Raw genomic sequence first — 23,453 nt, forward strand, 5'->3', positions numbered from 1 at the left:
CGCTCCCGGGTCGCGGGCGTCAGCGGCGGGCGAGGGCCCAGCGGAAGGTGTTGCGCAGCAGGTAGGACCCGTCGGGCCGCCGGAACGGCCGCGCGGCGCGGAGCACGTCGGGGCGGAGCTCGGCGCGCAGCTCGTCCGACTCGCCGAACATGATCGCGGCGACGACCTCGTCCGCGTCGGCGAGCACCATCGGCGCGTCCGCGACGCCCTCCGTCACCGGCGTGAAGCCGTGCTCCGCGAGGAGCGCGCCGAGGTGCCCCTCCTCGCGGCTCTCGTCGCTCGGCTCGTGGTCCTCGCCCGCGACCGCGCGCTCGAGGACGGTGAGGTCGTTGAGCGCGTCCTCGGCCCACGTCGCGACGGCGACCAGCCCGCCGACGCGGCGGCACTCGACGAGCGTCCGCGCGACGTCGGTGAAGGCGAGCGCGTTGACGAGCGTCACGAGGTCGAAGGAGTCGTCCGGCCAGGGGAGTCGCTCCGCCTGCGCGACGCGCAGGTCCGCGCCCGGGCTGCGGCGCCGGGCGGCGTCGACCATCCCGGCGGCGGCGTCGCACCCGGCCGCCTCGGCCCCGCGGGCCACGGCCAGGGCGACGAGCTCGCCCGTGCCGCACCCGACGTCGAGCACGCGGGAGCCCGGCCCGACGCCCGCGGCGTCGAGGATCGCCCGCTGCGCGGGCTCGGCGGCGGGCGCCCACCAGCGCGCCCAGGCGTCGGCCAGTGCCGACCACTCGTCGACGTGGTCCACGGTCCCCTCCGTGTGCGTCGTGCGGACGGTCGGAGCGTCAGACGTAGCGCTCGAGGATGCTCGACTCCGCGAGCCGGGACAGGCCCTCGCGGACCGCGCGGGCCCGCTGCTCGCCGACGCCGTCGACGGTCATGAGGTCGTCGATGCTCGCGGCGAGGAGCTTCTGCAGGCCGCCGAAGTGCGCCACGAGCCGGTCGATGATCGTCGCGGGCAGGCGCGGCACCTTCGACAGGAGGCGGTACCCGTGCGGGGCGACCGCCGCGTCGAGCGCGTCGCCGCCGCCCGGCAGGTCGAGCACGCGGCCGATCTGACCGAGGTCGAGGAGCTGCGTCGAGTCGAGGCCGCCCAGGGCCTTCTGCACCTCCGCGAGCGAGCGGTCCTTGCGGCCCAGGTCGACGTAGTCCCGGATGACGAACTCGCGGTCCGAGCCGATGCCGCCGATGAGCTCGTCGAGCTGGAGCGCGAGGAGTCGGCCGTCGGTGCCGAGCTCGATGACGTAGCCGGCGATCTCCTCGGAGATGCGCGCGACCATCTCGAGACGCTGCACGACGGCGCAGACGTCGCGCACCGTGACCAGGTCCTCGATCTCGAGCGCGGACAGCGTGCCGGACACCTCGTCGAGGCGCGCGCGGTAGCGCTCGAGCGTCGCGAGCGCCTGGTTGGCGCGCGACAGGATCGTGTCGGAGTCCTCCAGGACGTGGCGCTGCCCGCCGACGTACAGCGCGACGATCCGCATCGACTGGCTCACCGAGATGACGGGGAAGCCGCTCTGCTTGGCCACGCGCTCGGCGGTGCGGTGCCGCGTCCCGGACTCGGTGGTCTCGATCGTCGGGTCCGGCAGGAGCTGGACGGCGGCGCGCAGGATGCGGTTGGCGTCGCGGTCGAGCACGACGGCGCCGTCCATCTTCGACAGCTCGCGCAGCCGCGTCGCGGAGAACCCGACGTCGAGCTGGAAGCCTCCCGAGCACATCTCCTCGACGACCTTGTCCAGGCCCAGCACGATGAGCGCGCCGGTCCGGCCGCGCAGGATGCGCTCGAGACCGTCACGGAGCTCGGTGCCCGGTGCCACGGCGGCGAGGGTCTCCCGGAGCAGCTCGTCGGGGTGCGCGGGGGAGTTGGCCACGGGGGAATCCTACGCTGCGAGCCCCTCCGCACCTCCGGAAAACCCCGGCGCCACGCCACAAAGCGGTCACGATCCGGTCTCGGCGTCGTGGGGCGTGCCGGGTCCGGGCGCCGGGCGCACCGGTGGCCGCCTCCGGAGGGCTCCGTCAGAGTGGGTGCTCGAAGCAGATCATCGGAGCGGCTCGGGGAGGGCACGTGCACCGTCGTCGGTCGTTCGCACAGGTCGGGAGGTCCGCCGCGGCGGGCGCCGCGGCGCTCGTCCTCGTGGGCCTCGCCGCCCTCGCCACGGGCACCTCGGCCGTGGCCGAGGTACCCGAGCCCGGGGAGGGCGAGGCCGTCGTCACCGTCCGCGTGGGCGGGGACCGGGTCGGGACCCGGGAGGTCGCCCCGCTGCCCGGCGTCGTGCTCGGGTTGTACACCGAGGGGGCGACGCCCGAGCCGGTCGACCAGCCTTGGGCGCTGTGCACCTCCGACGCCGACGGGGACTGCTCGTTCGTCGTCCCGGCTACGGGCCCGGGGGGCGCGAACGCCGGTGCGCGGTTCCTCGTCCGCCAGCTGTCGGCGCCCGCGGGGTGGTACACCAACCCGACCCTGCGGACGGGAGCGGGGAGCGGGTCGGGCTCCGTCGCCCGGCCGTACGAGTTCCTCACGCCGCCGCTCGAGGCGGGCCAGACGTACAGCTCCCTGGCGGCCGAGCCGCCCTTCATGTTCGGCAGCGCCGGCAGCGGCCGACCCGAGACGGACTCGGAAGGGGTGTGGCAGCAGTCGCGCACGAACCCGGAGTTCGCCGCGCAGTGCGGGGTAGACGTCGCGCTCGTGCTCGACCTGTCGGCGTCCCTGGGCAGCCAGGTGACGAACCTCAAGGCCGCGACCGACTCGATCGCGGACGCGCTCGTCGGGACGCCGTCGCGGATGGCGGTCTTCTCGTTCGACGGGACGTCGCCCGCGACGAACGGCGGCAACGCCCCGACGCTCGTCCCCGTCTCGACGCAGGGCGGCGCGGACGCGTTCAAGGCACAGTACGCGGGCTGGGCGACAGGGTCCGGGACCAACTGGGACCAGGCGCTGTGGGCCGTCGCGCAGGCCGCGCCGGACTACCAGGTGGTCGTCCTGCTCACCGACGGCAACCCGACGCGGTTCAGCGCCGACCCGCTGCTCGGCAGCGGCGGCACCACGCACTTCCGCGACGTCGAGAACGGGATCTACTCCGCCGACGCCGTCAAGGCACGGGGATCCCGGCTCCTCGCGCTCGGCGTCGGCAGCGGGATCGACGACGTGACGCGCCTCAACCTGCGAGCGCTCTCCGGCGAGACCTTCTACGAGGGCGGCGACCCGCGGTCGGCCGACTACTTCGACCTGGCCGACTTCGAGTCCGCGGGGTCCGCGCTCCGTGACGTGCTCCTCTCGGGCTGCGCGTCGCGGCTCACCGTGACGAAGGAGCTGGTCCCCGCGGAGAACCTCGGCGAGGACGTGACGGGCGCGGTGCCCGCGGGACCGGGGTGGGAGATCTCGGCCGGCACGACGACGGCCGGGGTCACGGTCACGCCGCCGACGCAGACGACGCCCGACGACGGCACCGGCAGCGTGGTGTTCGACGTCGACTACGGCGGCCAGCCCCAGACCGCGACCCTGACCGTCGCGGAGACCCAGCAGGACGGCTACGACCTCGTCACGGCCGCCGGGGCGAACGCCGTGTGCGTCGACAAGCTCGCGCAGGACGCCCCGGTCGCGGTCGAGAGCTCCGGTGCCACCGGCTTCACGGTCGACCTCCCGCCCTCGGGGTTCGTGAGCTGCACGATCCGCAACCGGCCGCAGTCCGCGGTCGTCGTCGACAAGACGTGGGTCGTGCGCGGCGAGACCTTCGCCGAGGGCGAGCAGCCGGAGGGCCTGGAGGCCGCGCTCACGCTCACCGGGCCCGACGGCGCGGGCCCCAGCGCCCAGCCGTGGGGCGCCGAGCGGGGCGGGTACGCGGGCGCGCAGGAGGTCGTCGTGGACGAGACGACGACCCTTCCCGCGGGCTGCGTCCTCACCGGTGCGCGCGTGACGTCCGTCGACGGCGAGACGGTCGACGAGGCGCTGCCCTTCACGACGACGGCGGGGTCGCCGACGCGCGAGGTGGAGGTGACGAACGAGGTCGTGTGCCCGCCGATGCTCACGCTGGTCAAGGAGGTCGTCAACGACGACGGCGGCACCGCCGCGCCTGCCGACTGGACGCTCACGGCGTCCGGGTCTGCCGAGACCGGCGACCTCGTCGTCACGGGGGCGTCGGGGAGCGACGACGTCACCGCGGTGCCCGTCGAGGAGGGGACGTACGCGCTGGCCGAGGACGGGCCGGCGGGCTACACCACGCTCGGGTGGGAGTGCGCCGACGGGGAGGGTGCGGCGCTCGCGGTCGAGGACGAGGTCGTCGTCGTCGGGCCCGACGACGCCGTGACGTGCACCGTGACCAACGACGACGACCCGGTGCCGCCCACGACGCCGGCGCCCGAGCCCTCCGAGCCGGGAGCCACGGCCGCACCCGCCCCCGGTGGCGGCGGCCCGCTCGCGACCACGGGCGCGAGCGTCGCGCTGCTCACGGCGCTCGCTGGCCTGGCCGTAGCCGTCGGGACGGGGACGGTCCTGCTGGTGCGGCGCCGTCGCTCGGCCGGCGTCGAGGGCTGACGACCGCGGCGGGGCGGCCGTCGGGCCCCGCGCGCGGGCCCCGCTCGGTGGCTGCCCGGCAGCTACCCCGCCGCGGCCTGTGCGCTCAGCTCCGCGCGAGCTCGACCGCCTCGCCGAGGTGCCGCGCCGGGTGGATCGTCATGCCCTCGACGGGGCGCGGGAACGACCCCCGCGGCACGACGGCGCGCGTGAAGCCGAGGCGCGCGGCCTCGGCCAGCCTGCGGTCGAGGCCGGCGACGGGGCGGATGTCCCCGGCGAGGCCGACCTCGCCGAACGCGACGGTGCCCTGCGGGAGGGCCTCGTCCTCCCGCGCGGACAGGACGGCGAGCGCGATCGAGAGGTCGGCGGCCGGCTCGGTCACCTTGGCGCCGCCCACGGTCGACGCGTAGACGTCCTGGTCGACGAGCCGCACGCCCGCGTGCCGGTGCATGACGGCGAGGATCATCGCGAGGCGGCTCGAGTCGACGCCGCTCGTGGTGCGGCGCGGGTTCGTCAGCGAGCTCGGCACGACGAGCGACTGGATCTCGAGCGCGAGCGGCCGGCGGCCCTCGAGCGTCACGGTGACGCACGTGCCCGGTACGCCCGCGCCGGTGTGCGAGAGGAAGAGGCCGCTCGGGTCGGCGAGCCCCACGATCCCGTTCTCGGTGAGGTCGAAGCAACCGACCTCGTCCGTGGGCCCGTAGCGGTTCTTCACCGCGCGGACGAGGCGCAGGCGCGAGTGCCGGTCGCCCTCGAACTGGCACACGACGTCGACGAGGTGCTCGAGCGTGCGCGGGCCGGCGACCGAGCCGTCCTTCGTGACGTGACCGACGAGGATCACGGGCAGGTCGCGGGCCTTCGCCGCGGTGATGAGCGACGCCGCGACCTCGCGCACCTGGCTCACGCCGCCGGGCGCGCCCTCGACCTGCGCGGACGCGACGGTCTGGACGGAGTCGACGACCAGCAGGTCGGGCTCCGTGGCCTCGATGTGCCCGAGGACGGTCGCGAGGTCCGTCTCGGCCGCGAGCAGCAGCCCGGGCGCGAGGGCGCCGACGCGCTCGGCGCGCAGGCGCACCTGCCCGGCCGACTCCTCGCCCGTGACGTAGAGGACGCGCCGCGGGACGGGCGCCGGGCGCGCGGGCTCCGCGGGCGCGGGCTCTCCGGCGGGCCGGACCGTCGGCAGGTCGGAGCCGCCCGCGGCGACGTTGCTCGCCACGGCGAGCAGGAGCGTCGACTTGCCGACGCCCGGCTCCCCGGCGAGGAGCACGACGGCGCCCGGCACGATGCCGCCGCCGAGCACGCGGTCGAACTCGGACACGCCGGTGGGCGTGGCGCGCGCGGCCTCGACGCTGATCTCGCCGATGGGGCGCGCAGGGGAGCGCGTGGGGGACACGGCCGTGGTGCGGGGGCCCGAGGCGGCCGGGGCGTCCTCCGTCACCGTGCCCCACTCCTGGCACTCGCCGCACCGGCCCACCCACTTCGCGGTGGTCCACCCGCACTCGCTGCAGCGGTAGGCGGGGCGGGCTCGCTTGGCGGCCGCGGAGCGGGCCGCGGTGGTCGACGACGTCACGCGCCCCAACCTAGCCAGCGCCCCTGACACCGGCACGCCGCCGCACGCCGCGACGAGCGGGCGTCGGCGCGGGATGCTGGGCCCATGCGCAAGCGCGGCCTCCCGCACGACAGCCCGTGGTGGACGCCGATCCTCACGGTGACCTCGACGGCCGCGTGCCTCACGGTCTACTACGGCGTGCCGCTGCCCGACGACGACGCGCCCGAGGTGGTCCAGCTCGTCTCCTTCGGCGTCGGGCTGGCGCTGCTGTGCGGGCTCCTCGTGGTCCAGGTGCGGCGCCAGCTCCGCGCGTGGGAGACGCCGAGCGTGCGGGTCCAGTCCGTCATGGGCCTGCTGCTGCCGGTCGTGACGTTCTTCGCCCTCGTCTACTACCTCCTCGCGGACCAGTTCGTGGGGATCGAGAACCGGACCGACGCCCTGTACTTCGCCGTCGTGACGCTCGGGACGGTCGGCTACGGCGACGTCCACCCGACGGGCGAGGCCGCCAAGATGGTGGCGATGGTCCAGATCGTGCTGGACCTCGTCGTCGTCGGCGTCCTGGTGTCGATCGCCACGTCGCGCGCGCGGGCCCGGGCGGAGCACCGCGAGCGCGCGGTGCGCACCGAGCGACGCCCCGACTGACGTCACCGGCCGGCGGCCCGTGGCCCACGGTCCCGGGCGGGCGGTCCCCGGCGGGCGGTCCCCGGCGGGCGGTCCCCGAGGCGGACGCCGGGGCACGACGGCCGGGTGAACCCGCTCCGCCCGGACGACACCCCGCGTCACCGCAGGGGGTCGGGCCCGCGCGCGTCCTACGCTGGGCCGCGGGGCCAGGCCCCGGAGGATCGGCGGCCCACGAGGACGGCCGGGAGCAGAGAGGTGCGCGCGATGAGCCAGCCGCCCGGCGGGGGCACGCTAGGACGGGCCGCCACCCCGGCGCGCCCCGGGGCGACGGCGGGCCCGTCGGGTCCCCGCCGTCCCGCCGACGCGACGGGCGCGCGCGACCGGCGGCACTCCCGCCCCCCGTCGGCGGCGGTGTACCGGCGCCGGCGGCTCGTCGTGCTGGTCGGCCTCCTGGTCGTCGTCGGCCTCGTGCTGGCGCTCCTCGCCTGGGTGTGGCCCGGGTTCGCCCGCTCGGACGCCGCTGCGGAGCCCGAGCCGACGGTCACCGTCACCGCCGACCCGCCCACGCCGACGCTCGAGCCCGTGGCACGCACCGGCACGACCGCGTTCGCGCAGGCGCTCCCGGACACCGTGCTCGACCTCGTGCTCCGCAGTGACTCGGCGACGGACGCGTGGACCGCCGCGCGCGCCCTGGAGGCGTACCAGCTCGAGTACGCCGACGGCGAGGGGGACGACGCGACCCGGGTCACCGTCGTCGCGGGCCAGTGGCCGACGTCCGCGGAGGCGGAGGCCGCGGCGGACGACCTCGTCGCCGCGGCGGGCACGCCCACGGAGGAGGGCGACGTCGAGGTCGCCGGGGAGGTCGCGGGCCGGTACGCCGTGACCGACGCGGGCGACGGCCGGGCCACCGTCACGTGGCGCAACGACACGGCCGTCCTCCAGGCGACGGGGCCCGCCGACGTCGTGGCCGACGTCTACGCCGCCTTCCCGCTCTGAGCACCGGGGCCCTCGCGGCGGCCCGGACTCTCCGGGTGCGCAAGAATGCCCTTCACCGACTCCCGGGAGCTGATCGCCCATGACCGACCTGCCCACCCCCTCCGCGCCCCGGCTCGCCGTCCTCGGCACGGGCGTCATGGGCGAGACCGTCCTCGCGGGTGCGCTCGCGTCCGGGTGGCGACCCGACGACGTCGTCGCGACGGTCCGCCGGCCCGAGCGCGCCGACGAGCTCGCCGCGCGCCACGGCATCCGGACGACGCGCGACAACGTCGAGGCCGTGCGCGGCGCCGGGGTCGTCGTCGTCGCGGTGAAGCCGAAGGACGTGGCCGCGCTGCTCGCCGAGGTCCACGACGCGGTGGGCGAGGGCACGGTCGTCGTGAGCGTCGTCGTCGGCCTCCCGACCGCCTTCTACGAGGAGCGGCTGCCCGCGGGCACCGCCGTCGTGCGGGTCATGCCGAACACGCCGTCCGTCGTGGGTGCGGGCGTGAGCGCCGTGAGCGGCGGGAGCGCCGCGGACGACGACGACGTCGCGGTCGTCGAGCGGCTGCTCGCCGCGACGGGCCTCGTCGTGCGCGTCGCGGAGAAGGACCAGGACGCCGTCGGCGCGCTCTCCGGCTCCGGGCCCGCGTACGTCTTCTACGTCATCGACGCGCTCGCCGAGGCGGGCGTGCTGCTCGGCCTGACGCGCGCGACGGCGCTCGAGCTCGCGACCGCGACCGTGCACGGCGCGGCCACGATGCTGCGCGAGACGGGCGAGCACCCGGCGATCGCGCGCGAGCGCGTCTCGTCGCCGGGCGGCACGACGGTCGCGGCGCTGCGCCGTCTCGACGCCGGCGGGGTGCGCGCCGCGTTCCTCGACGCGCTCGAGGCCGCGCGCGACCGCTCGGCCGAGCTCGCGGCGGCGCTCGCGGACGCCCCGGCGCCGCGCGCGGGGACCGAGGGGGCGGGGTCGTGAGCGACGGGCCGTCGCCCCGCACGCGCCCGCCCGCGATGTCGGACGTCGCGCGGCTCGCCGGCGTCTCGCACCAGACCGTGTCCCGCGTGCTCAACGACCACCCGAGCGTGCGGCCCGAGACCCGCGACCGCGTCCTCGACGCGATCGCGACGCTCGGCTACCGCCGCAACAGCGCGGCGCGCGCCCTCGTGACGATGCGCTCGGGCACGATCGGCGTGGTCACCACCGGCTCCGCGCTGTACGGGCCGACGTCGACCCTCATCGCGGTCGAGGAGGCCGCGCGCGAGCAGGGCTACTTCGTGAGCGTCGCGACGATCCGGCGCTACGACGCCGACACGATGCACCGGGTGCTCGAGCACTTCATGGACCAGGGTGTCGAGGGCATCGTCGTCATCGCGCCGCAGACGGACGTCGCGGCGGCGGTCGACTCGTTCCGCGCGCCGGTCCCCGTCATCATGATCGCCGCGCGCGACCTCCCCGCCGACGGCGAGGCGACCGACGTCGTGCGCCCCGCGCCCGGTGCGCTCGGTGCGCCGGGGGCGATCCTGTCCATCGCTGTGGACCAGCGTCTGGGTGCGCGCGTCGCGACGGAGCACCTGCTCGGTCTGGGCCACCGCACGGTGCTCCACCTGTCCGGGCCGCTCGACTGGTTCGACGCGCGCGAGCGCGAGACGGGCTGGCGCGCCGCGCTCGAGGAGCGCGGCGCCCCGGTGCCCGAGCCGGTGCGGGGCGACTGGTCGTCGGACCGCGGGTACGCCGTCGGGCGCGAGCTCGCGGCCGCGGTCCGCGCGGGCGACGGCCCGACGGCGGTGTTCGCGGGCAACGACCAGCTCGCGCTCGGCCTGCTGCGCGCGTTCTGGGAGCAGGGCGTGCGGGTGCCGGCGGACGTCTCGGTGGTCGGGTTCGACGACGTCGCGGGCGCCGGGCACTTCATCCCGCCGCTGACGACGGTGCGCCAGCCGTTCGGGTCCCTGGGCCGCCGGTGCATGGGGATGATGATCGACGCGCTGGCGGGCGCGACGGTCCGTCCCGTCTCCATCCCGCCCGAGCTCATGGTGCGCGAGAGCACGGGAACGCCGCGCGACTGACCGCGCGCTCGCACGGGCGAGCGCGGAGGGAGTTGGCCTCGCCGGTTGTGAGCGCTAACATTCGAAGGACACTCAACGACCGAGGCGCGACGCCGCGACGAGGAGAAGCAGCAATGGTGCAGCAGGACGAGGTCGGGCGCCGTCGGGCGGCCGTCGTGGCGGGGGACACCGCGCTCGGGATCGAGCTCGGGTCGACGCGGATCAAGGCGTGCCTCGTGGACGGCGACGGCACGCCGCTCGCGAGCGGGAGCCACGCCTGGGAGAACCGGTTCGAGGACGGCGTTTGGACGTACCCGCTCGACGCCGTGGAGGCGGGGCTGCGCGAGTGCTACGCGCGCCTCGTGGCCGACGTCGAGGAGCGGTACGGCGTGCGACCCACGACGTACGGGGCGCTCGGCGTCTCCGCGATGATGCACGGCTACCTCGCGTTCGACGCCGACGGCGAGCTCCTCGTCCCGTTCCGCACGTGGCGCAACACCTCGACCGGCCCGGCCGCCGCCGAGCTCACCGAGCTGCTGGGGTACAACGTCCCGCTGCGCTGGTCGGTCGCGCACTGGTACCAGGCGATCCTCGACGCCGAGCCGCACGCGGCGAGCGTCGCGTCGCTCACGACGCTCGCCGGGTACGTCCACCGGCGGCTCACGGGCCGCCACGTGCTCGGCGTCGGCGACGCGTCCGGCATGTTCCCGGTCGACCCGGCGACGCGCGACTACGACCACGCGCTCCTCGCGCTCGTCGACGAGCGCGCCGCCACCCACCGGGCCGGGCCGAAGCTCGCCGAGCTGCTGCCCGACGTGCTCGTCGCGGGCGAGAGCGCCGGGCGCCTGACCGCCGAGGGCGCGGCCTGGCTCGACCCCACCGGGTCGCTGGAGCCCGGCGTCCTGCTGTGCCCGCCCGAGGGCGACGCGGGCACGGGCATGGTCGCGACGAACGCCGTCGCGCCGCGCACGGGCAACGTCAGCGCGGGCACGAGCATCTTCGCGATGGTCGTGCTCGAGGGCCCGCTCGCCGCCGTGCACCACGAGCTCGACCTCGTCACGACGCCGGCGGGCGACCTCGTCGCGATGGTCCACTGCAACAACGGCGCGAGCGAGCTCGAGGCGTGGGCCGGCCTGCTCGGCGAGCTCGCCGCGGCCGTCGGCAGCGACGCGGGCCCGGACGACGTGTTCGGCGCGCTGTTCCGCGCCGCGCTCGACGGCGACGCCGACGGCGGCGGGCTGCTCGCCTACAACTACCTCGCGGGGGAGCCGATCACCGGGCTCGACGAGGGGCGCCCCCTGGTCGTCCGCACGCCCGGCAGCCGCCTGACGCTCGCCAACTTCGCGCGGACGCAGGTGTACGGCGCGTTCGGGACCCTCGCGCTCGGCATGCGCGTGCTCGCGCGGGAGGGCGTCCGGATCGACGGGATGCTCGCCCACGGCGGGATGTTCCGCACCGCGGGCGTCGCGCAGCGGCTCCTCGCGGCGGCGATCGGCGCGCCCGTCAGCGTGGGGCGCACCGCGGGCGAGGGCGGGGCCTGGGGCATCGCGGTGCTCGCGGCCTTCGCGCGCGCCCGTGCCGGGGAGCGCGCGCCGGGCGCCGACGTGGGCGCCGACCCGGGTGCGGACCTGGGCGACTACCTGCGCGACCACGTCTTCGCGGCGGCCGAGACCGTGACGGTCGAGCCCGACCCCGCGGACGTCGCCGGCTTCGCCGCGTACCTCGAGCGGTACGCGGCCGGGCTCGCCGTCGAGCGTGCCGCCGTGACAGCGCTGCCCACCCGCACCGGAGGAGAGGACCCCGCATGAGCACGCCCACCCCGCCCGCGGACGCGACGGCCGCGCGACCCGCCGTCCCGGCGGTGCCCGCGCACCTGCGCGACGCCGTCGACGCCGCCAAGGAGCGCGTCGCCGCGCTGCACGCCGAGCTGCCCCGCTGGGAGCTCGTGGTGTGGACCGCGGGCAACGTGTCCGAGCGCGTCCGGGACACCACACGGCCCGACGGCGCGGGCGACCTGCTCGTCATCAAGCCGTCGGGCGTCGCGTACGACGACATCACCCCCGGCGCGATGGTCGTGTGCGACCTCGACGGCGCCCTCGTCGAGGGCGACCGGTCGCCGTCGTCGGACACGGCGGCGCACGCGTACGTGTACCGCCACCTGCCCGAGGTGGGCGGCGTGGTGCACACGCACTCGACCTACGCGACGGCCTGGGCCGCGCGCGGCGAGCCCGTGCCGTGCGTCCTGACGATGATGGCCGACGAGTTCGGGGGCGACATCCCCGTCGGACCGTTCGCGCTCATCGGCGACGACTCGATCGGGCGCGGCATCGTGGAGACGCTGCGCGGGTCGCGCAGCCCCGCGGTCCTCATGCGCAACCACGGGCCGTTCACCATCGGCAAGGACGCGCGCGCGGCGGTCAAGGCGGCCGTGATGTGCGAGGAGGTCGCCCGCACCGTGCACGTCAGCCGCCAGCTCGGCGAGCCCACGCGCATCCCGCAGGACGACGTCGACGCGCTCTACACGCGCTACCAGCACGTCTACGGGCAGCAGCCCGCGCGCTGACCGGCGGGCCGCTCCGACCCGGTTCCCCCGGGCCCGGCGGCGCACCGGCACGACACGCAGCACGACCACCGGGACGGGACCGCAGCGGTGCGGCCCTCGCCCACGACACGAGAGATGGACCGACATGAGCAAGCCCTACGCGGACCGCGAGATCTGGTTCCTCACCGGCAGCCAGGACCTGTACGGAGAGGAGACGCTGCGGCAGGTCGCCGAGCAGTCGCAGGAGGTCGCGCGCGCCCTCGACGCGTCGCCGGACGTCCCGGCGACCGTCGTCTGGAAGCCCGTCCTCAAGGACGCCGGCGCGATCCGCCGCGCGATGCTCGACGCGAACGCCGACGACCGCGTGCTCGGCGTCGTAACGTGGATGCACACGTTCAGCCCCGCGAAGATGTGGATCGGCGGCCTCGACCAGCTCCGCAAGCCGCTCCTGCACCTGCACACGCAGGCGAACGTCGAGCTGCCGTGGGACACGATCGACTTCGACTTCATGAACCTCAACCAGGCCGCGCACGGCGACCGGGAGTACGCGTACGTCGCGACGCGGCTCGGGGTGGCGCGCACGACGGTCGTCGGGCACGTCTCGAACCCGGCGGTCACCGCGCGCGTCGGCTCGTGGGTGCGCGGCGCCGCCGGCTGGGCGGCGACGCACGAGCTGCGCCTGGCCCGCTTCGGCGACAACATGCGCAACGTCGCGGTGACCGAGGGCGACAAGACCGAGGCCGAGCTCCGGTTCGGTGTGAGCGTGAACACGTGGGGCGTGAACGACCTCGTGCGCGCGGTCGAGGAGGTCTCCGAGGCCGACGTCGACGCGCTCGTCGCCGAGTACGAGGACCTCTACGACGTGGTCCCCGAGCTGCGCAAGGACGGCGACCGGCACGCCTCGCTGCGGTACGCGGCGCGGCAGGAGATCGCGCTCGAGACGTTCCTCGAGTCCGTCGGCGCCAAGGCGTTCACGACCAACTTCGAGGACCTGGGCGACCTGCGCCAGCTCCCCGGCATCGCCGTCCAGCGACTCATGGAGAAGGGCTACGGGTTCGGGGCCGAGGGCGACTGGAAGACGGCCGTGCTCGTGCGCGCCGCGAAGGTCATGGGCGAGGGGCTGCCCGGCGGCGCGTCGCTCATGGAGGACTACACCTACGACCTGACCCCGGGCAGCGAGAAGATCCTCGGCGCGCACATGCTGGAGATCTGCCCGTCGCTCACGACCTCGACGCCCCGCGTCGAGATCCACCCGCTCGGCATCGGCGGCAAGGAGGACCCGGTCCGCATGGTGTTCGACGCCGACCCGGGCGTCGGTGTCGTCGTGTCCCTCGCGGACATGCGCGACCGCTTCCGGCTCACGGCGAACGTCGTGGACGTCGTCCCGCCGAGCGCGCCGCTGCCGCACCTGCCGGTGGCACGCGCGGTGTGGGAGCCGCGGCCGGACTTCACGACGTCCGCCGAGGCCTGGCTGACGGCGGGCGGCGCGCACCACACGGTGCTCTCCACGGCCGCGGGCATCGACGCGTTCGAGGTCTTCGCGGACATCGCGCGCACGGAGCTCCTGGTCATCGACGAGAGCACGACGCGGCGGGGCTTCCGCGACCAGGTGCGGTGGAACCAGGTCTACTACCGCCTCGCGCAGGGCCTCTGACGCCTGGGGGAGCCGTCCGCGCACGGTCCCGTCACGGCCACCGGCCGTGACCGAACCGTGACGGGGCGGCGGCTTCCCCTGGAGCTGTGTGAGCGCTAACATCGTCTCTCGGGAGGGTGTGAGCGATCACATCCGCGGGCCCGGGGTCCTGCCCTTCGCCTGGCTCCGCAGCTCGAGCACGTCGCAGTGCCGAGCGGTGACCGGAATGGTTACCGAACGGTGATGCGGAATGCCGAGTGGGGGCTTGCGGGAGCGGCCCTGACACCGCTAGACATTGACACAAGCAAACATGTATCAACAAGAGTCAACAGTCCGATGAGGGGCTGGCACGACCCGACGGTCCTCGGCACGGCGCCGAGGTCGCATCTCAAGGAGGAGAGCATGTTCAGCACGACCAAGGCGCGCACGCGTCTGACGGGTGTCCTCGCCGGCGTGGCGGTCCTCGCGCTCGCGGCGTGCAGCAGCGGGGGCGGCAGCACGGACGGCAGCAGCAACGACGCGGGCGGCGACGGCGGCGGTGGCGGCGACACGATCTCCGTCGGCTTCTCGCAGGTCGGCGCCGAGTCCGGCTGGCGCGCGGCGAACACCAAGTCCATCCAGGACACGCTCACGGCCGAGAACGGCTTCGACCTCAAGTTCTCCGACGCGCAGCAGAAGCAGGAGAACCAGATCCAGGCGATCCGCTCCTACATCGCGCAGGGCGTCGACGTCATCGCGTTCTCCCCGGTCGTCGAGTCCGGCTGGGACGCGGTGCTCGAGGAGGCCAAGCAGGCCGGCATCCCCGTGATCCTCACCGACCGCGCGGTCGACTCCGAGGACGACACCCTCTACGAGTCGTTCATCGGCTCCGACTTCGTCCTCGAGGGCGAGATGGCCGGCGACTGGGTCTCCGAGAACCTCGCGACCGAGCCCATCAACGTCGTCGAGCTCCAGGGCACCACGGGCGCCGCGCCCGCGATCGACCGCAAGACCGGTTTCGAGAACGCCACGGCGGACAACCCCAACGTGACGATCATCGACTCGCAGACCGGCAACTTCACGCGTGCCGAGGGCAAGACGGTCATGGAGGGCTTCCTCCAGGCGCACGACGACATCGACCTCGTGTACGCGCACAACGACGACATGGGTCTCGGCGCCATCGAGGCCATCGAGGCCGCCGGTCTCGTCCCGGGCGAGGACATCAAGATCGTCACCGTCGACGCGGTCAAGGACGGCATGCAGGCCCTCGCCGACGGCAAGATCAACTTCATCGTCGAGTGCAACCCGCTCCTCGGCCCGGACCTGGCCGACATCATCAAGAAGGTCGTCGCGGGCGAGGAGGTCGAGAAGCGCATCGTCGTCAAGGACGAGTCCTTCACGCAGGAGCAGGCGATCGAGGCGCTCCCGACGCGCGAGTACTGAGCGCACCGCGCGCGCCGAGCGGGCGCCCCGGACCTCCGGGCACCCGCTCCGCACCGCCCCGGCGGGGCCGGTCGACGCCGACCGGCCCCGCCACCACGGACGGGTCGCGCGCCGGGAGAGCACGGCTCCCCGGCGCGCGGCCGACGCACCACCGCCGGCATGCCGACCCCGCCGGCGTCCTGAGGCGCCCCGGGGCCCGGCAGCCCCGCCGCCACCGCTGCACGGAAGGTCACCCATGACTACCGCCGTCCCCGACGGTCGGCCCGTCGTCGAGATGACCGGGATCTCGATCGAGTTCCCGGGCGTCAAGGCGCTCGACGGAGTCGACCTCACGCTCCGGCCCGGAGAGGTCCACGCCCTCATGGGCGAGAACGGCGCCGGCAAGTCGACGCTCATCAAGGCGCTCACCGGCGTCTACTCGATCGACTCCGGTCGCATCCTCGTCGACGGCGCCGAGCACACGTTCTCCGGCCCGGGCGAGGCCCAGGCCGCCGGCGTCTCGCCGGTGTACCAGGAGGTCAACCTCTGCGAGAACCTCTCGGTCGCCGAGAACATCATGCTCGGCCACGAGCCGCGCCGCCTCGGCGCGATCGACTGGCGGGCCACGCGCCGTCGGGCGGGGGAGATGCTCGCGCGCCTCAACCTCGACATCGACCCGGCGTCCTCGCTCTCGAGCCACTCCCTCGCCGTGCAGCAGCTCGTGGCGATCTGCCGCGCGCTCGTCGTCGAGTGCAAGGTGCTCATCCTCGACGAGCCGACGTCCAGCCTCGACGCGGACGAGGTCGCGCAGCTCTTCGCCGTCGTGCGGCGCCTGCGCGACGAGGGCGTCGCGATCCTCTTCGTCTCGCACTTCCTCGAGCAGGTGTACGAGATCTCCGACCGCATGACCGTGCTGCGCAACGGGAGGCTCGTCGGCGAGTACGTGACCGCCGAGCTCCCGCGCCTCGAGCTCGTCTCCAAGATGATCGGCACCTCGCTCGAGGTGCTCGAGGAGCTCGAGGAGGCGCCCAAGCGCTCGGTCGCCGACCGCGAGGCGACGCCGTTCGTCCAGGCTCTCGGCGTCGGCCGCAAGGGCTCGGTGCAGCCGTTCGACCTCGACGTCTACCCGGGCGAGGTCGTCGGGCTCGCGGGCCTCCTCGGCTCGGGCCGCACCGAGCTCGCCCGGCTGCTCGCAGGCGCGGACCGCGCGGACAGCGGCCAGGTCCGCGTCGGCGGCTCGCTCGCCCGGCTGCGTACGCCGCGCTCCGCGATGCAGCGCAAGATCGCGTTCTCCTCGGAGCACCGCAAGGCCGAGGGCATCGTGGGCGACCTGACGATCCGCGAGAACATCGTGCTCGGTCTCCAGGCCGAGCGCGGGTGGGCCCGGCGCCTGCCGCGCAAGCAGGTCGACGAGATCGTCGAGAAGTACATCAGCGCGCTCGCGATCCGCCCCGCCAACCCGGACGCGCTCATCAAGAACCTCTCGGGCGGCAACCAGCAGAAGGTGCTCCTCGCGCGCTGGCTCGCGACGGCGCCCAGGCTGCTCATCCTCGACGAGCCGACGCGCGGCATCGACGTCGGGGCGAAGGCCGAGATCCAGAAGCTCGTCGCCCAGCTCTCGGGCGAGGGCATGTCGGTCGTGTTCATCTCGGCCGAGCTCGAGGAGGTGCTGCGGCTCAGCCACCGCATCGCCGTCATGCGCGACCGCGTCAAGGTCGCGGAGATCACCAACGACGAGGACGTCACGGTCGAGGACGTCGTCGAGCTCATCGCGAGCGGAGGGCAGGAGTCATGAGCACCACGGCACCCGCCTGGCAGCGCGCCGTCCAGCACCGGCTCTTCTGGCCGATCGTCGCGCTGGTCGTGCTGCTGGCGGTCAACACGGTCAACCGGCCGAGCTTCCTGTCCATCAGGCTGCAGGACGGCCACCTCTTCGGGTCGCTCGTCAACCTGCTGAAGAACGGCGCACCGCTGCTGCTCGTCGCGCTCGGCATGACCCTCGTCATCGCGACGCGCGGCATCGACCTCTCGGTCGGCGCGGTGGTCGCTATCTCCGGGGCCGTCGCGCTGAGCTTCATCGCGTCGTCGCCCACGCCGGACAGCCTGACGACCGTCCTCGTCGCCGTGGGGATCGCGCTCGCGCTGTCCTTCGTCCTCGGCGTGTGGAACGGGTTCCTCGTCTCCGTCCTCGGGATCCAGCCCATCATCGCGACGCTCGTGCTCATGACCGCGGGCCGCGGCGTCGCGATGCTCATCACGGGCGGCCAGATCACGACGGTCAACAGCGCACCGTTCAAGTCGATCGGGTCCGGGTTCTGGTTCGGGATCCCCGTCGCGGTCGTGCTGGCCGGCATCGTCTTCGCGGCCGTCGCGCTGCTCACCCGGCGCACCGCGCTCGGCATGCTCATCGAGTCCGTCGGCATCAACCCCGAGGCGAGCCGCCTCGCGGGCGTCAAGGCGCGCAGCATCATCTGGACCGTCTACGCGGTCTGCGCGCTCTTCGCGGGCCTCGCCGGCCTCATGATCTCGTCGAGCACCATGGCGGCCGACGCCAACAACGCCGGGCTCTTCATCGAGCTCGACGCGATCCTCGCCGTCGTGATCGGCGGCACGTCGCTCGCGGGCGGGAAGTTCTCGCTCTCCGGCACCCTGGTCGGCGTCCTCATCATCCAGACGCTCACCCTCACGGTGACCATGCTCGGCATCTCGCCGTCCGTCACGCCCCTGTTCAAGGCGATCGTCGTCATCGCGGTCTGCCTCGCGCAGTCCCCGAAGGTGCGCGACCTGGTCGCCGCCCGACGACGTCGCGCGGCCCCGACGGCCGCCGCGGCCGCGGAGGTGAGCGCCTGATGTCCGCCGTGCAGACCCCTGCCCCGACCTCGCCGCCCGACCCCCGGGGCGCCGAGACCGCCGCCCCCGGAGGCCGACCGACCATGACCGAGCGACTCACGAGCCGCGTGCGCCTCGACCGGCGCTACCTCCCGGTCCTCGGCACGTTCGCGGTGCTCGCGCTCATGCTCGTCGTGGGCGGGAGCCGGTACGAGAACTTCCTCTCGGCCCGCGTCGTCTCGAACCTGTTCATCAACAACTCGTTCCTCATCGTGCTCGCGGTCGGGATGACGTTCGTCATCCTCACCGGCGGCATCGATCTCTCCGTGGGCGCCGTGGTGGCGCTGTCCGGCATCACGACGGCGTCGCTCCTGCAGAGCGGGTGGCCGGTCGCGGTGGTGCTCGTCATCGCGGTCCTCATCGGCACCGTGCTGGGACTCGCCGTCGGGCTCATGGTCCACGTGTTCGACATCCAGCCGTTCATCGCGACGCTGGCCGCGATGTTCCTCGCGCGCGGCTTGTGCTACGTCATCAGCCTCCAGTCCATCCCGATCACGAACGAGTCGTTCGTCGCGCTCGCGGGCTGGAGCCAGGAGATCGGCGACGGCTGGCGCCTGACGACCGCGGTCATCATCGCGCTCGTCGTCGTGGCGATCGCGTTCTACGTGCTGCACTACACGCAGTTCGGCCGCACGGTCTACGCGATCGGCGGCGGCGAGCAGTCGGCGATGCTCATGGGCCTGCCCGTCGCGCGCACCAAGGTGCTCGTCTACGTGGTGAGCGGCACGTGCGCCGGCATCGGCGGCCTGCTGTTCGCGATGTTCTCGCGGTCGGGCTACTCGCTCACGGGCGTCGGCATGGAGCTCGACGCGATCGCGGCGGTCGTCATCGGCGGCACGCTCCTCACGGGCGGGACGGGCTTCGTGCTCGGGTCCGTGCTCGGCGTGCTCGTGCTGGGCCTCATCCAGACGATCATCACGTTCGAGGGCACCCTGAGCTCGTGGTGGACGAAGATCGTCATCGGCGTGCTGCTGCTGGTCTTCGTGATCCTGCAGCGCGTCCTCGTCGTCAGGCGGAGGTGAGCCGGCGGCACCGGCCCCCGCCCCGGGCGTCCTCGTGACGTCCGCGGCGCGGGGCCGGTGCCGCGGCCGTCTGCCCGGGCCGACGGCCCGGGGTCACCGGAGCAGGACGGGGGCCGGCACCCCTGGGTCGTTCGGGCGCACGCCCGACCGGCGGTGTCATGACGCCGCCCTTGTAGAATGTGAGCGCTCACACTAGGCTCGGGCCGAACTTGTGAACGCTCACACGCAACGGTGCGTGTCTCTCGACGATGAGAGGAAGCCCTATGGAAACGTCTGTTCACCCGTCCCTCCCCACGCCCCGGCGCAGACCGGCGCGCCGCCGGTCCGTCGCGGTCGCCCTCGTGGCGGGCATGGTCGGCACGGTCGCGCTCGCGACGTCGCTGCCGGCCGCCGCCGCGGAGCCCGACCTGCCCGACGGCGCATGGGTCGACACGTTCGACGACGCCGCGCTCGGCTCGGCCTGGACCGTCGTCAACCCCGTGCCCGAGGCGCTGTCCGTCGGCGGGGGGAAGCTCACGCTGACCTCGCAGCCGGGCGACACGTACCAGGACGCGAACAGCGCGAAGAACGTCGTGCTGCTCGACGTGCCGGCGGGCGACTTCACCGTCGTCACCCGGCTCGAGGCGCCCGTCACCTCCGTCTACCAGGGCGCCGGCCTCGTCGCGTGGCAGGACATGGACAACTACGTCCGGTCGGGCCTGACCTTCGTGGGTGACCTCTCGCCGTCGGGCCGCGCGATCGAGAACGACGTCGAGACCGGCGGCGTCTTCAGCGCGGCGGCCTTCACCGACCGCCCGGGCTCCACCGGGGAGACGCTGCGCATGCAGCGCACCGGCGACACGATCGCGACGAGCTTCTGGGACGGCACCGCGTGGCAGCCCGCGGGCTCCGTGACCGTCGACTTCCCGACGACGCACGTCGGCCTCTACGCGCTCGCCGCGCAGAGCGGCGCGGCGCACACCGCGGCGTTCGACTACGTCGCGGTCCAGGCCGCCGAGGGCGCGGACCAGGTGCCCGACGGCACGTTCACGCTCGCGGGCCCGGGCGACGCCCGGTACATCGTGGCGACCGACGACGGCCTCGTCCTCGACGACGAGCGCCCCGCGACGACCGTCGCGCTCGCCGCGACGGCGGTCGACGGCGCCGAGGGCACGTCCCCGGTGACGCTCGCCGTCGGCGACCGGCCCGTCGTCGTCTCCGGCGCGTCCCGGCTCTCCCTCGGGGCCGCGGGCGCGGACGCGACGGCGCTGCGGCTCACCGACGCGGGCGGCGGCACGGTCTGGCTGCGCAGCGCGGCCGACCCCGAGCGGTACGCCGGGGTGCGCGCTTCCGACGGCGCGCTCGTCCTCGGTCCGCGCGACGCGGCCACGAAGCTCACGATCACGCCCGCCACGAGCGCGGACCACGAGATCACCGTGGACCTCGCGGGCGAGCGCACCCAGATGAGCGACGAGCTGTACGGCATCTTCTACGAGGACATCAACTACGCGGCCGACGGCGGCCTGTACGCCGAGCTCGTGCGCAACCGGTCGTTCGAGTTCAGCAACCAGGACAACGGGTCGTTCACCGGCCTCACCGCGTGGAGCGCCGCGAACCGCGGCGGCGCGACGGCGACGACCCAGGTCGTGAACGACGCCGGGCGGCTCAACGCGACGAACCGCAACTACCTCAACCTGACGACGACCGGCGCGGGCGCCGGGGTGCGCAACGCCGGGTACAACACGGGGCTGTTCGTCGAGGAGGGGGAGTCCTACGACTTCTCCGTCTGGGCGCGGTCGGCGACGGCGCAGACCGTCACCGTGCGCGTCGAGGACGCCGCCGGGACCACGGCGTACGCGACCGGCCAGGTCGCCGTCGACGGCTCGAACGCGTGGAAGAGGTACGACGTCACGCTCACCGCGACGGGCACGACGAACGCCGGGCGGCTCGCGCTGCTCTCCGGCGCGGCGGGCACGCTCGCGCTCGACCAGGTGTCGCTCTTCCCGCAGGACACGTGGGTCGGCCCGGTCAACGGGAAGTCCGTGCTCCGCAAGGACCTCGCCGAGAAGATCGACGCGCTCGACCCGCAGTTCCTGCGCTTCCCCGGCGGCTGCGTGACGAACGTCGGCACGTTCCGCACGTACGAGGAGTCGGGCTTCACCGACCGTCGCCGCACGTACCAGTGGAAGGAGACGATCGGCCCGGTCGAGGAGCGCGCGACCAACTGGAACTTCTGGGGCTACAACCAGTCCTACGGCATCGGGTACCTCGAGTACTTCCTCCTCGCCGAGGACCTCGGCGCGACGCCGCTGCCCGTGGTGTCGGTCGGCGCCAACGGCTGCGGCAGCACCATCCCCGAGATGACCGACCCCGCGCAGATCCAGCGGTGGGTGGACGACACGGTCGACCTGATCGAGTTCGCCAACGGCGACGTGACGACCGAGTGGGGCGCCGTGCGGGCCGAGCTGGGCCACCCCGAGCCGTTCGGCCTGAAGTACGTCGGGCTCGGCAACGAGGAGAACACGAAGACGTTCGAGGCCAACTTCCCGGCGTTCCGCGACGCGATCGCGGCCGCCTACCCGGACGTCCAGATCATCTCGAACTCCGGGCCGGACGACACGGGCCAGCGCTTCGACGAGCTGTGGGAGTTCAACCGCGAGCAGGACGTCGACCTCGTCGACGAGCACTACTACAACGACCCGCAGTGGTTCCTCGAGAACGACGAGCGCTACGACTCCTACGACCGCGAGGGGCCGCACGTCTTCCTCGGCGAGTACGCGTCGCGCGGCAACACGTTCGCCAACGCGCTGTCCGAGGCCGCCTTCATGACGGGCCTCGAGCGCAACTCCGACGTCGTGCGGCTCGCGTCGTACGCGCCGCTGCTCGCGAACGAGTCGTACGTCCAGTGGTCGCCCGACGCGATCTGGTTCGACAACGACGAGTCCTGGGGCTCGGTGAACTACTACGTCCAGCAGCTGTTCTCCGCGAACGCGGGCGACGAGGTCGTGCCCAGCACGCACTCCGGCCCGGCGCCCGCCGACGCGACGCTCGACGGCGGTGTCTTCCTCTCCACGTGGAACACGGCCGCGCAGTACGACAACGTGCGCGTCACCGACAACGCGAGCGGCGACGTGCTCTTCGCGGACGACTTCGAGTCCGGCGCGTCGCAGTGGGAGCCGCAGTCGGGCACGTGGGCGGCGCAGGACGGCGCCTACGTCCAGTCGGCGACGAACGTCACCGACGCCCGGTCGATCGTCGCCGGCGCGTACGCGAAGGACTGGTCGAGCTACACGCTCGAGCTCGACGCGCGCAAGACGTCGGGCGCGGAGGGCTTCCTCGTCGGCTTCGCCGCCGGCGGCCCGAACGACTACTACTGGTGGAACCTCGGCGGGTGGAACAACACGCGCCAGGCCCTCCAGCGCGCGTCGGGCGGGAGCGCCAACGAGGTGCAGGCCGTCGAGAACCACAGCATCGAGGCCGGTCAGCCGTACCACGTCAAGGTCGTCGTCGAGGGCTCGACCATCGAGCTCTACCTCGACGGCGAGCTCCAGATGTCCTACGAGCAGCCGTCGACCAAGTCGCTCTACCAGGTCGTCACGCGCGACGACGAGACGGGTGACGTCGTGGTCAAGGTCGTCAACCCCACCGCGACCGCGGCGCGCACGCAGGTGCACGTCGAGGGCTCCGACGGCATCGCGGACCAGGCGACGGTGACCGAGATGGTGGGCGCGCCGTCGGACACCAACACCAAGGCCGACCCGGAGCGGGTCGTCCCGGTGGAGCGGACGCTCACGGGCGTGGGGGAGGAGTTCTCCTACGAGTTCCCCGCGTACTCGATCACGTTCGTCCGGCTGCACGCGTCCGACACGGAGCCCGAGCTCGACCTCGCGGTCGACGTCGCGCCGCGCTGCCTGGCGGGCACGGCGTACGTCGCCGTGCGCGCGACGAACGGCGAGGACGTCCCGGTCTCGGTGACGCTCGCGACGCCGTTCGGGCAGAAGGCGTTCGCGAACGTGGCGCCCGGCAGGAACGCGTACCAGTCGTTCGCGGCGCGCGCGACGTCGGCCCCGGCCGGCAACGCGACGGTGACGGGCACGGTGACGCTCGACGGCGAGCAGGTCACCTCGACCGTCGACGTCGCCTACGACGCGCTCGACTGCGGCTGACCTCGTGACGTAGCACCGCAGGTGCCGAGGTAGAGGCGTGGTCACGACCACGCCTCTACCTCGGCCAGGAGGCACCCTCGTGGCCGGTCCGGCGGGCCACGAGGGCGCGGCCCGCGCTCCCCGCGCGGG

16 protein-coding genes are annotated in these 23,453 nt (G+C 73.9%); 13 read left to right on the plus strand and 3 right to left on the minus strand.

All coding sequences use genetic code 11. From position 1 onward, the window contains the following. Positions 1-19 precede the first annotated feature (19 nt). Positions 20-742, minus strand: coding sequence for a methyltransferase domain-containing protein (locus tag GWJ10_RS18435; RefSeq protein WP_163188849.1), 723 nt, complete (start codon positions 740-742; stop codon positions 20-22). A gap of 37 nt (positions 743-779) precedes the next feature. Continuing rightward, complete coding sequence (gene disA / locus GWJ10_RS18440) at positions 780-1,865, minus strand: DNA integrity scanning diadenylate cyclase DisA (RefSeq protein WP_034654928.1); 1,086 nt, start codon at positions 1,863-1,865, stop codon at positions 780-782. 194 nt (positions 1,866-2,059) lie between these two features. On the opposite strand from disA, the gene GWJ10_RS18445 reads away from it, so the two are divergent. Continuing rightward, positions 2,060-4,525 (plus strand): VWA domain-containing protein, encoded by a 2,466-nt coding sequence (locus GWJ10_RS18445; protein ID WP_206158444.1) that lies wholly within the window; start codon positions 2,060-2,062, stop codon positions 4,523-4,525. Positions 4,526-4,610: 85 nt separating this feature from the next. On the opposite strand, the gene GWJ10_RS18450 is transcribed toward GWJ10_RS18445, so the two are convergent. Continuing rightward, positions 4,611-6,074 carry a DNA repair protein RadA gene (locus GWJ10_RS18450; protein ID WP_163188850.1) on the minus strand — a complete coding sequence of 488 codons (1,464 nt, stop codon included), beginning with the start codon at positions 6,072-6,074 and terminating at the stop codon, positions 4,611-4,613. Between the two features lie 84 nt (positions 6,075-6,158). Here GWJ10_RS18450 and GWJ10_RS18455 point away from each other — a divergent pair, with 84 nt between their 5' ends. The 12 genes from GWJ10_RS18455 (at position 6,159) to GWJ10_RS18510 (ending at position 23,324) form a co-directional block, all read left to right on the plus strand. Continuing rightward, a complete protein-coding gene (locus GWJ10_RS18455) occupies positions 6,159-6,695 on the plus strand; it encodes a potassium channel family protein (protein WP_085388456.1) in 537 nt (178 codons plus the stop codon). 243 nt (positions 6,696-6,938) lie between these two features. Further along, positions 6,939-7,670: a hypothetical protein gene (locus tag GWJ10_RS18460; protein ID WP_163188851.1), complete on the plus strand. Its 732-nt coding sequence runs from the start codon at positions 6,939-6,941 to the stop codon at positions 7,668-7,670. Between the two features lie 79 nt (positions 7,671-7,749). Next, positions 7,750-8,625, plus strand: coding sequence for a pyrroline-5-carboxylate reductase (gene proC, locus GWJ10_RS18465; RefSeq protein WP_163188852.1), 876 nt, complete (start codon positions 7,750-7,752; stop codon positions 8,623-8,625). 35 nt (positions 8,626-8,660) lie between these two features. After that, entirely contained in the window at positions 8,661-9,713 is a 1,053-nt protein-coding gene (locus GWJ10_RS18470; RefSeq protein WP_137281595.1) for a LacI family DNA-binding transcriptional regulator, read from the plus strand. Between the two features lie 113 nt (positions 9,714-9,826). Then, positions 9,827-11,500, plus strand: a complete 1,674-nt coding sequence (locus tag GWJ10_RS18475) for an FGGY-family carbohydrate kinase (protein WP_163188853.1) — start codon at positions 9,827-9,829, stop codon at positions 11,498-11,500. Further along, positions 11,497-12,255, plus strand: coding sequence for an L-ribulose-5-phosphate 4-epimerase (locus GWJ10_RS18480; RefSeq protein WP_163188854.1), 759 nt, complete (start codon positions 11,497-11,499; stop codon positions 12,253-12,255). Before GWJ10_RS18475 ends, GWJ10_RS18480 begins: the two co-directional genes overlap by 4 nt. Positions 12,256-12,379: 124 nt before the next feature. Further along, on the plus strand, positions 12,380-13,888 hold the full coding sequence (gene araA / locus GWJ10_RS18485) for an L-arabinose isomerase (protein ID WP_163188855.1): 1,509 nt from the start codon (positions 12,380-12,382) through the stop codon (positions 13,886-13,888). Positions 13,889-14,269: 381 nt separating this feature from the next. Continuing rightward, a complete protein-coding gene (locus tag GWJ10_RS18490; protein ID WP_031315144.1) occupies positions 14,270-15,289 on the plus strand; it encodes an ABC transporter substrate-binding protein in 1,020 nt (339 codons plus the stop codon). Between the two features lie 235 nt (positions 15,290-15,524). Further along, entirely contained in the window at positions 15,525-17,063 is a 1,539-nt protein-coding gene (locus tag GWJ10_RS18495) for a sugar ABC transporter ATP-binding protein (RefSeq protein WP_061269177.1), read from the plus strand. Next, entirely contained in the window at positions 17,060-18,118 is a 1,059-nt protein-coding gene (locus tag GWJ10_RS18500) for an ABC transporter permease (RefSeq protein WP_043655183.1), read from the plus strand. The genes GWJ10_RS18495 and GWJ10_RS18500 overlap by 4 nt, the downstream gene beginning before the upstream one ends. An 83-nt stretch (positions 18,119-18,201) precedes the next feature. Continuing rightward, on the plus strand, positions 18,202-19,179 hold the full coding sequence (gene yjfF / locus GWJ10_RS18505; protein ID WP_021482614.1) for a galactofuranose ABC transporter, permease protein YjfF: 978 nt from the start codon (positions 18,202-18,204) through the stop codon (positions 19,177-19,179). A gap of 263 nt (positions 19,180-19,442) precedes the next feature. Next, a complete protein-coding gene (locus tag GWJ10_RS18510; protein WP_163188856.1) occupies positions 19,443-23,324 on the plus strand; it encodes an alpha-L-arabinofuranosidase C-terminal domain-containing protein in 3,882 nt (1,293 codons plus the stop codon). Positions 23,325-23,453 lie beyond the last annotated feature (129 nt).

Source organism: Cellulosimicrobium sp. SL-1 (genome assembly GCF_011033075.1).
Taxonomy (GTDB): Bacteria; Actinomycetota; Actinomycetes; order Actinomycetales; family Cellulomonadaceae; genus Cellulosimicrobium; species Cellulosimicrobium funkei.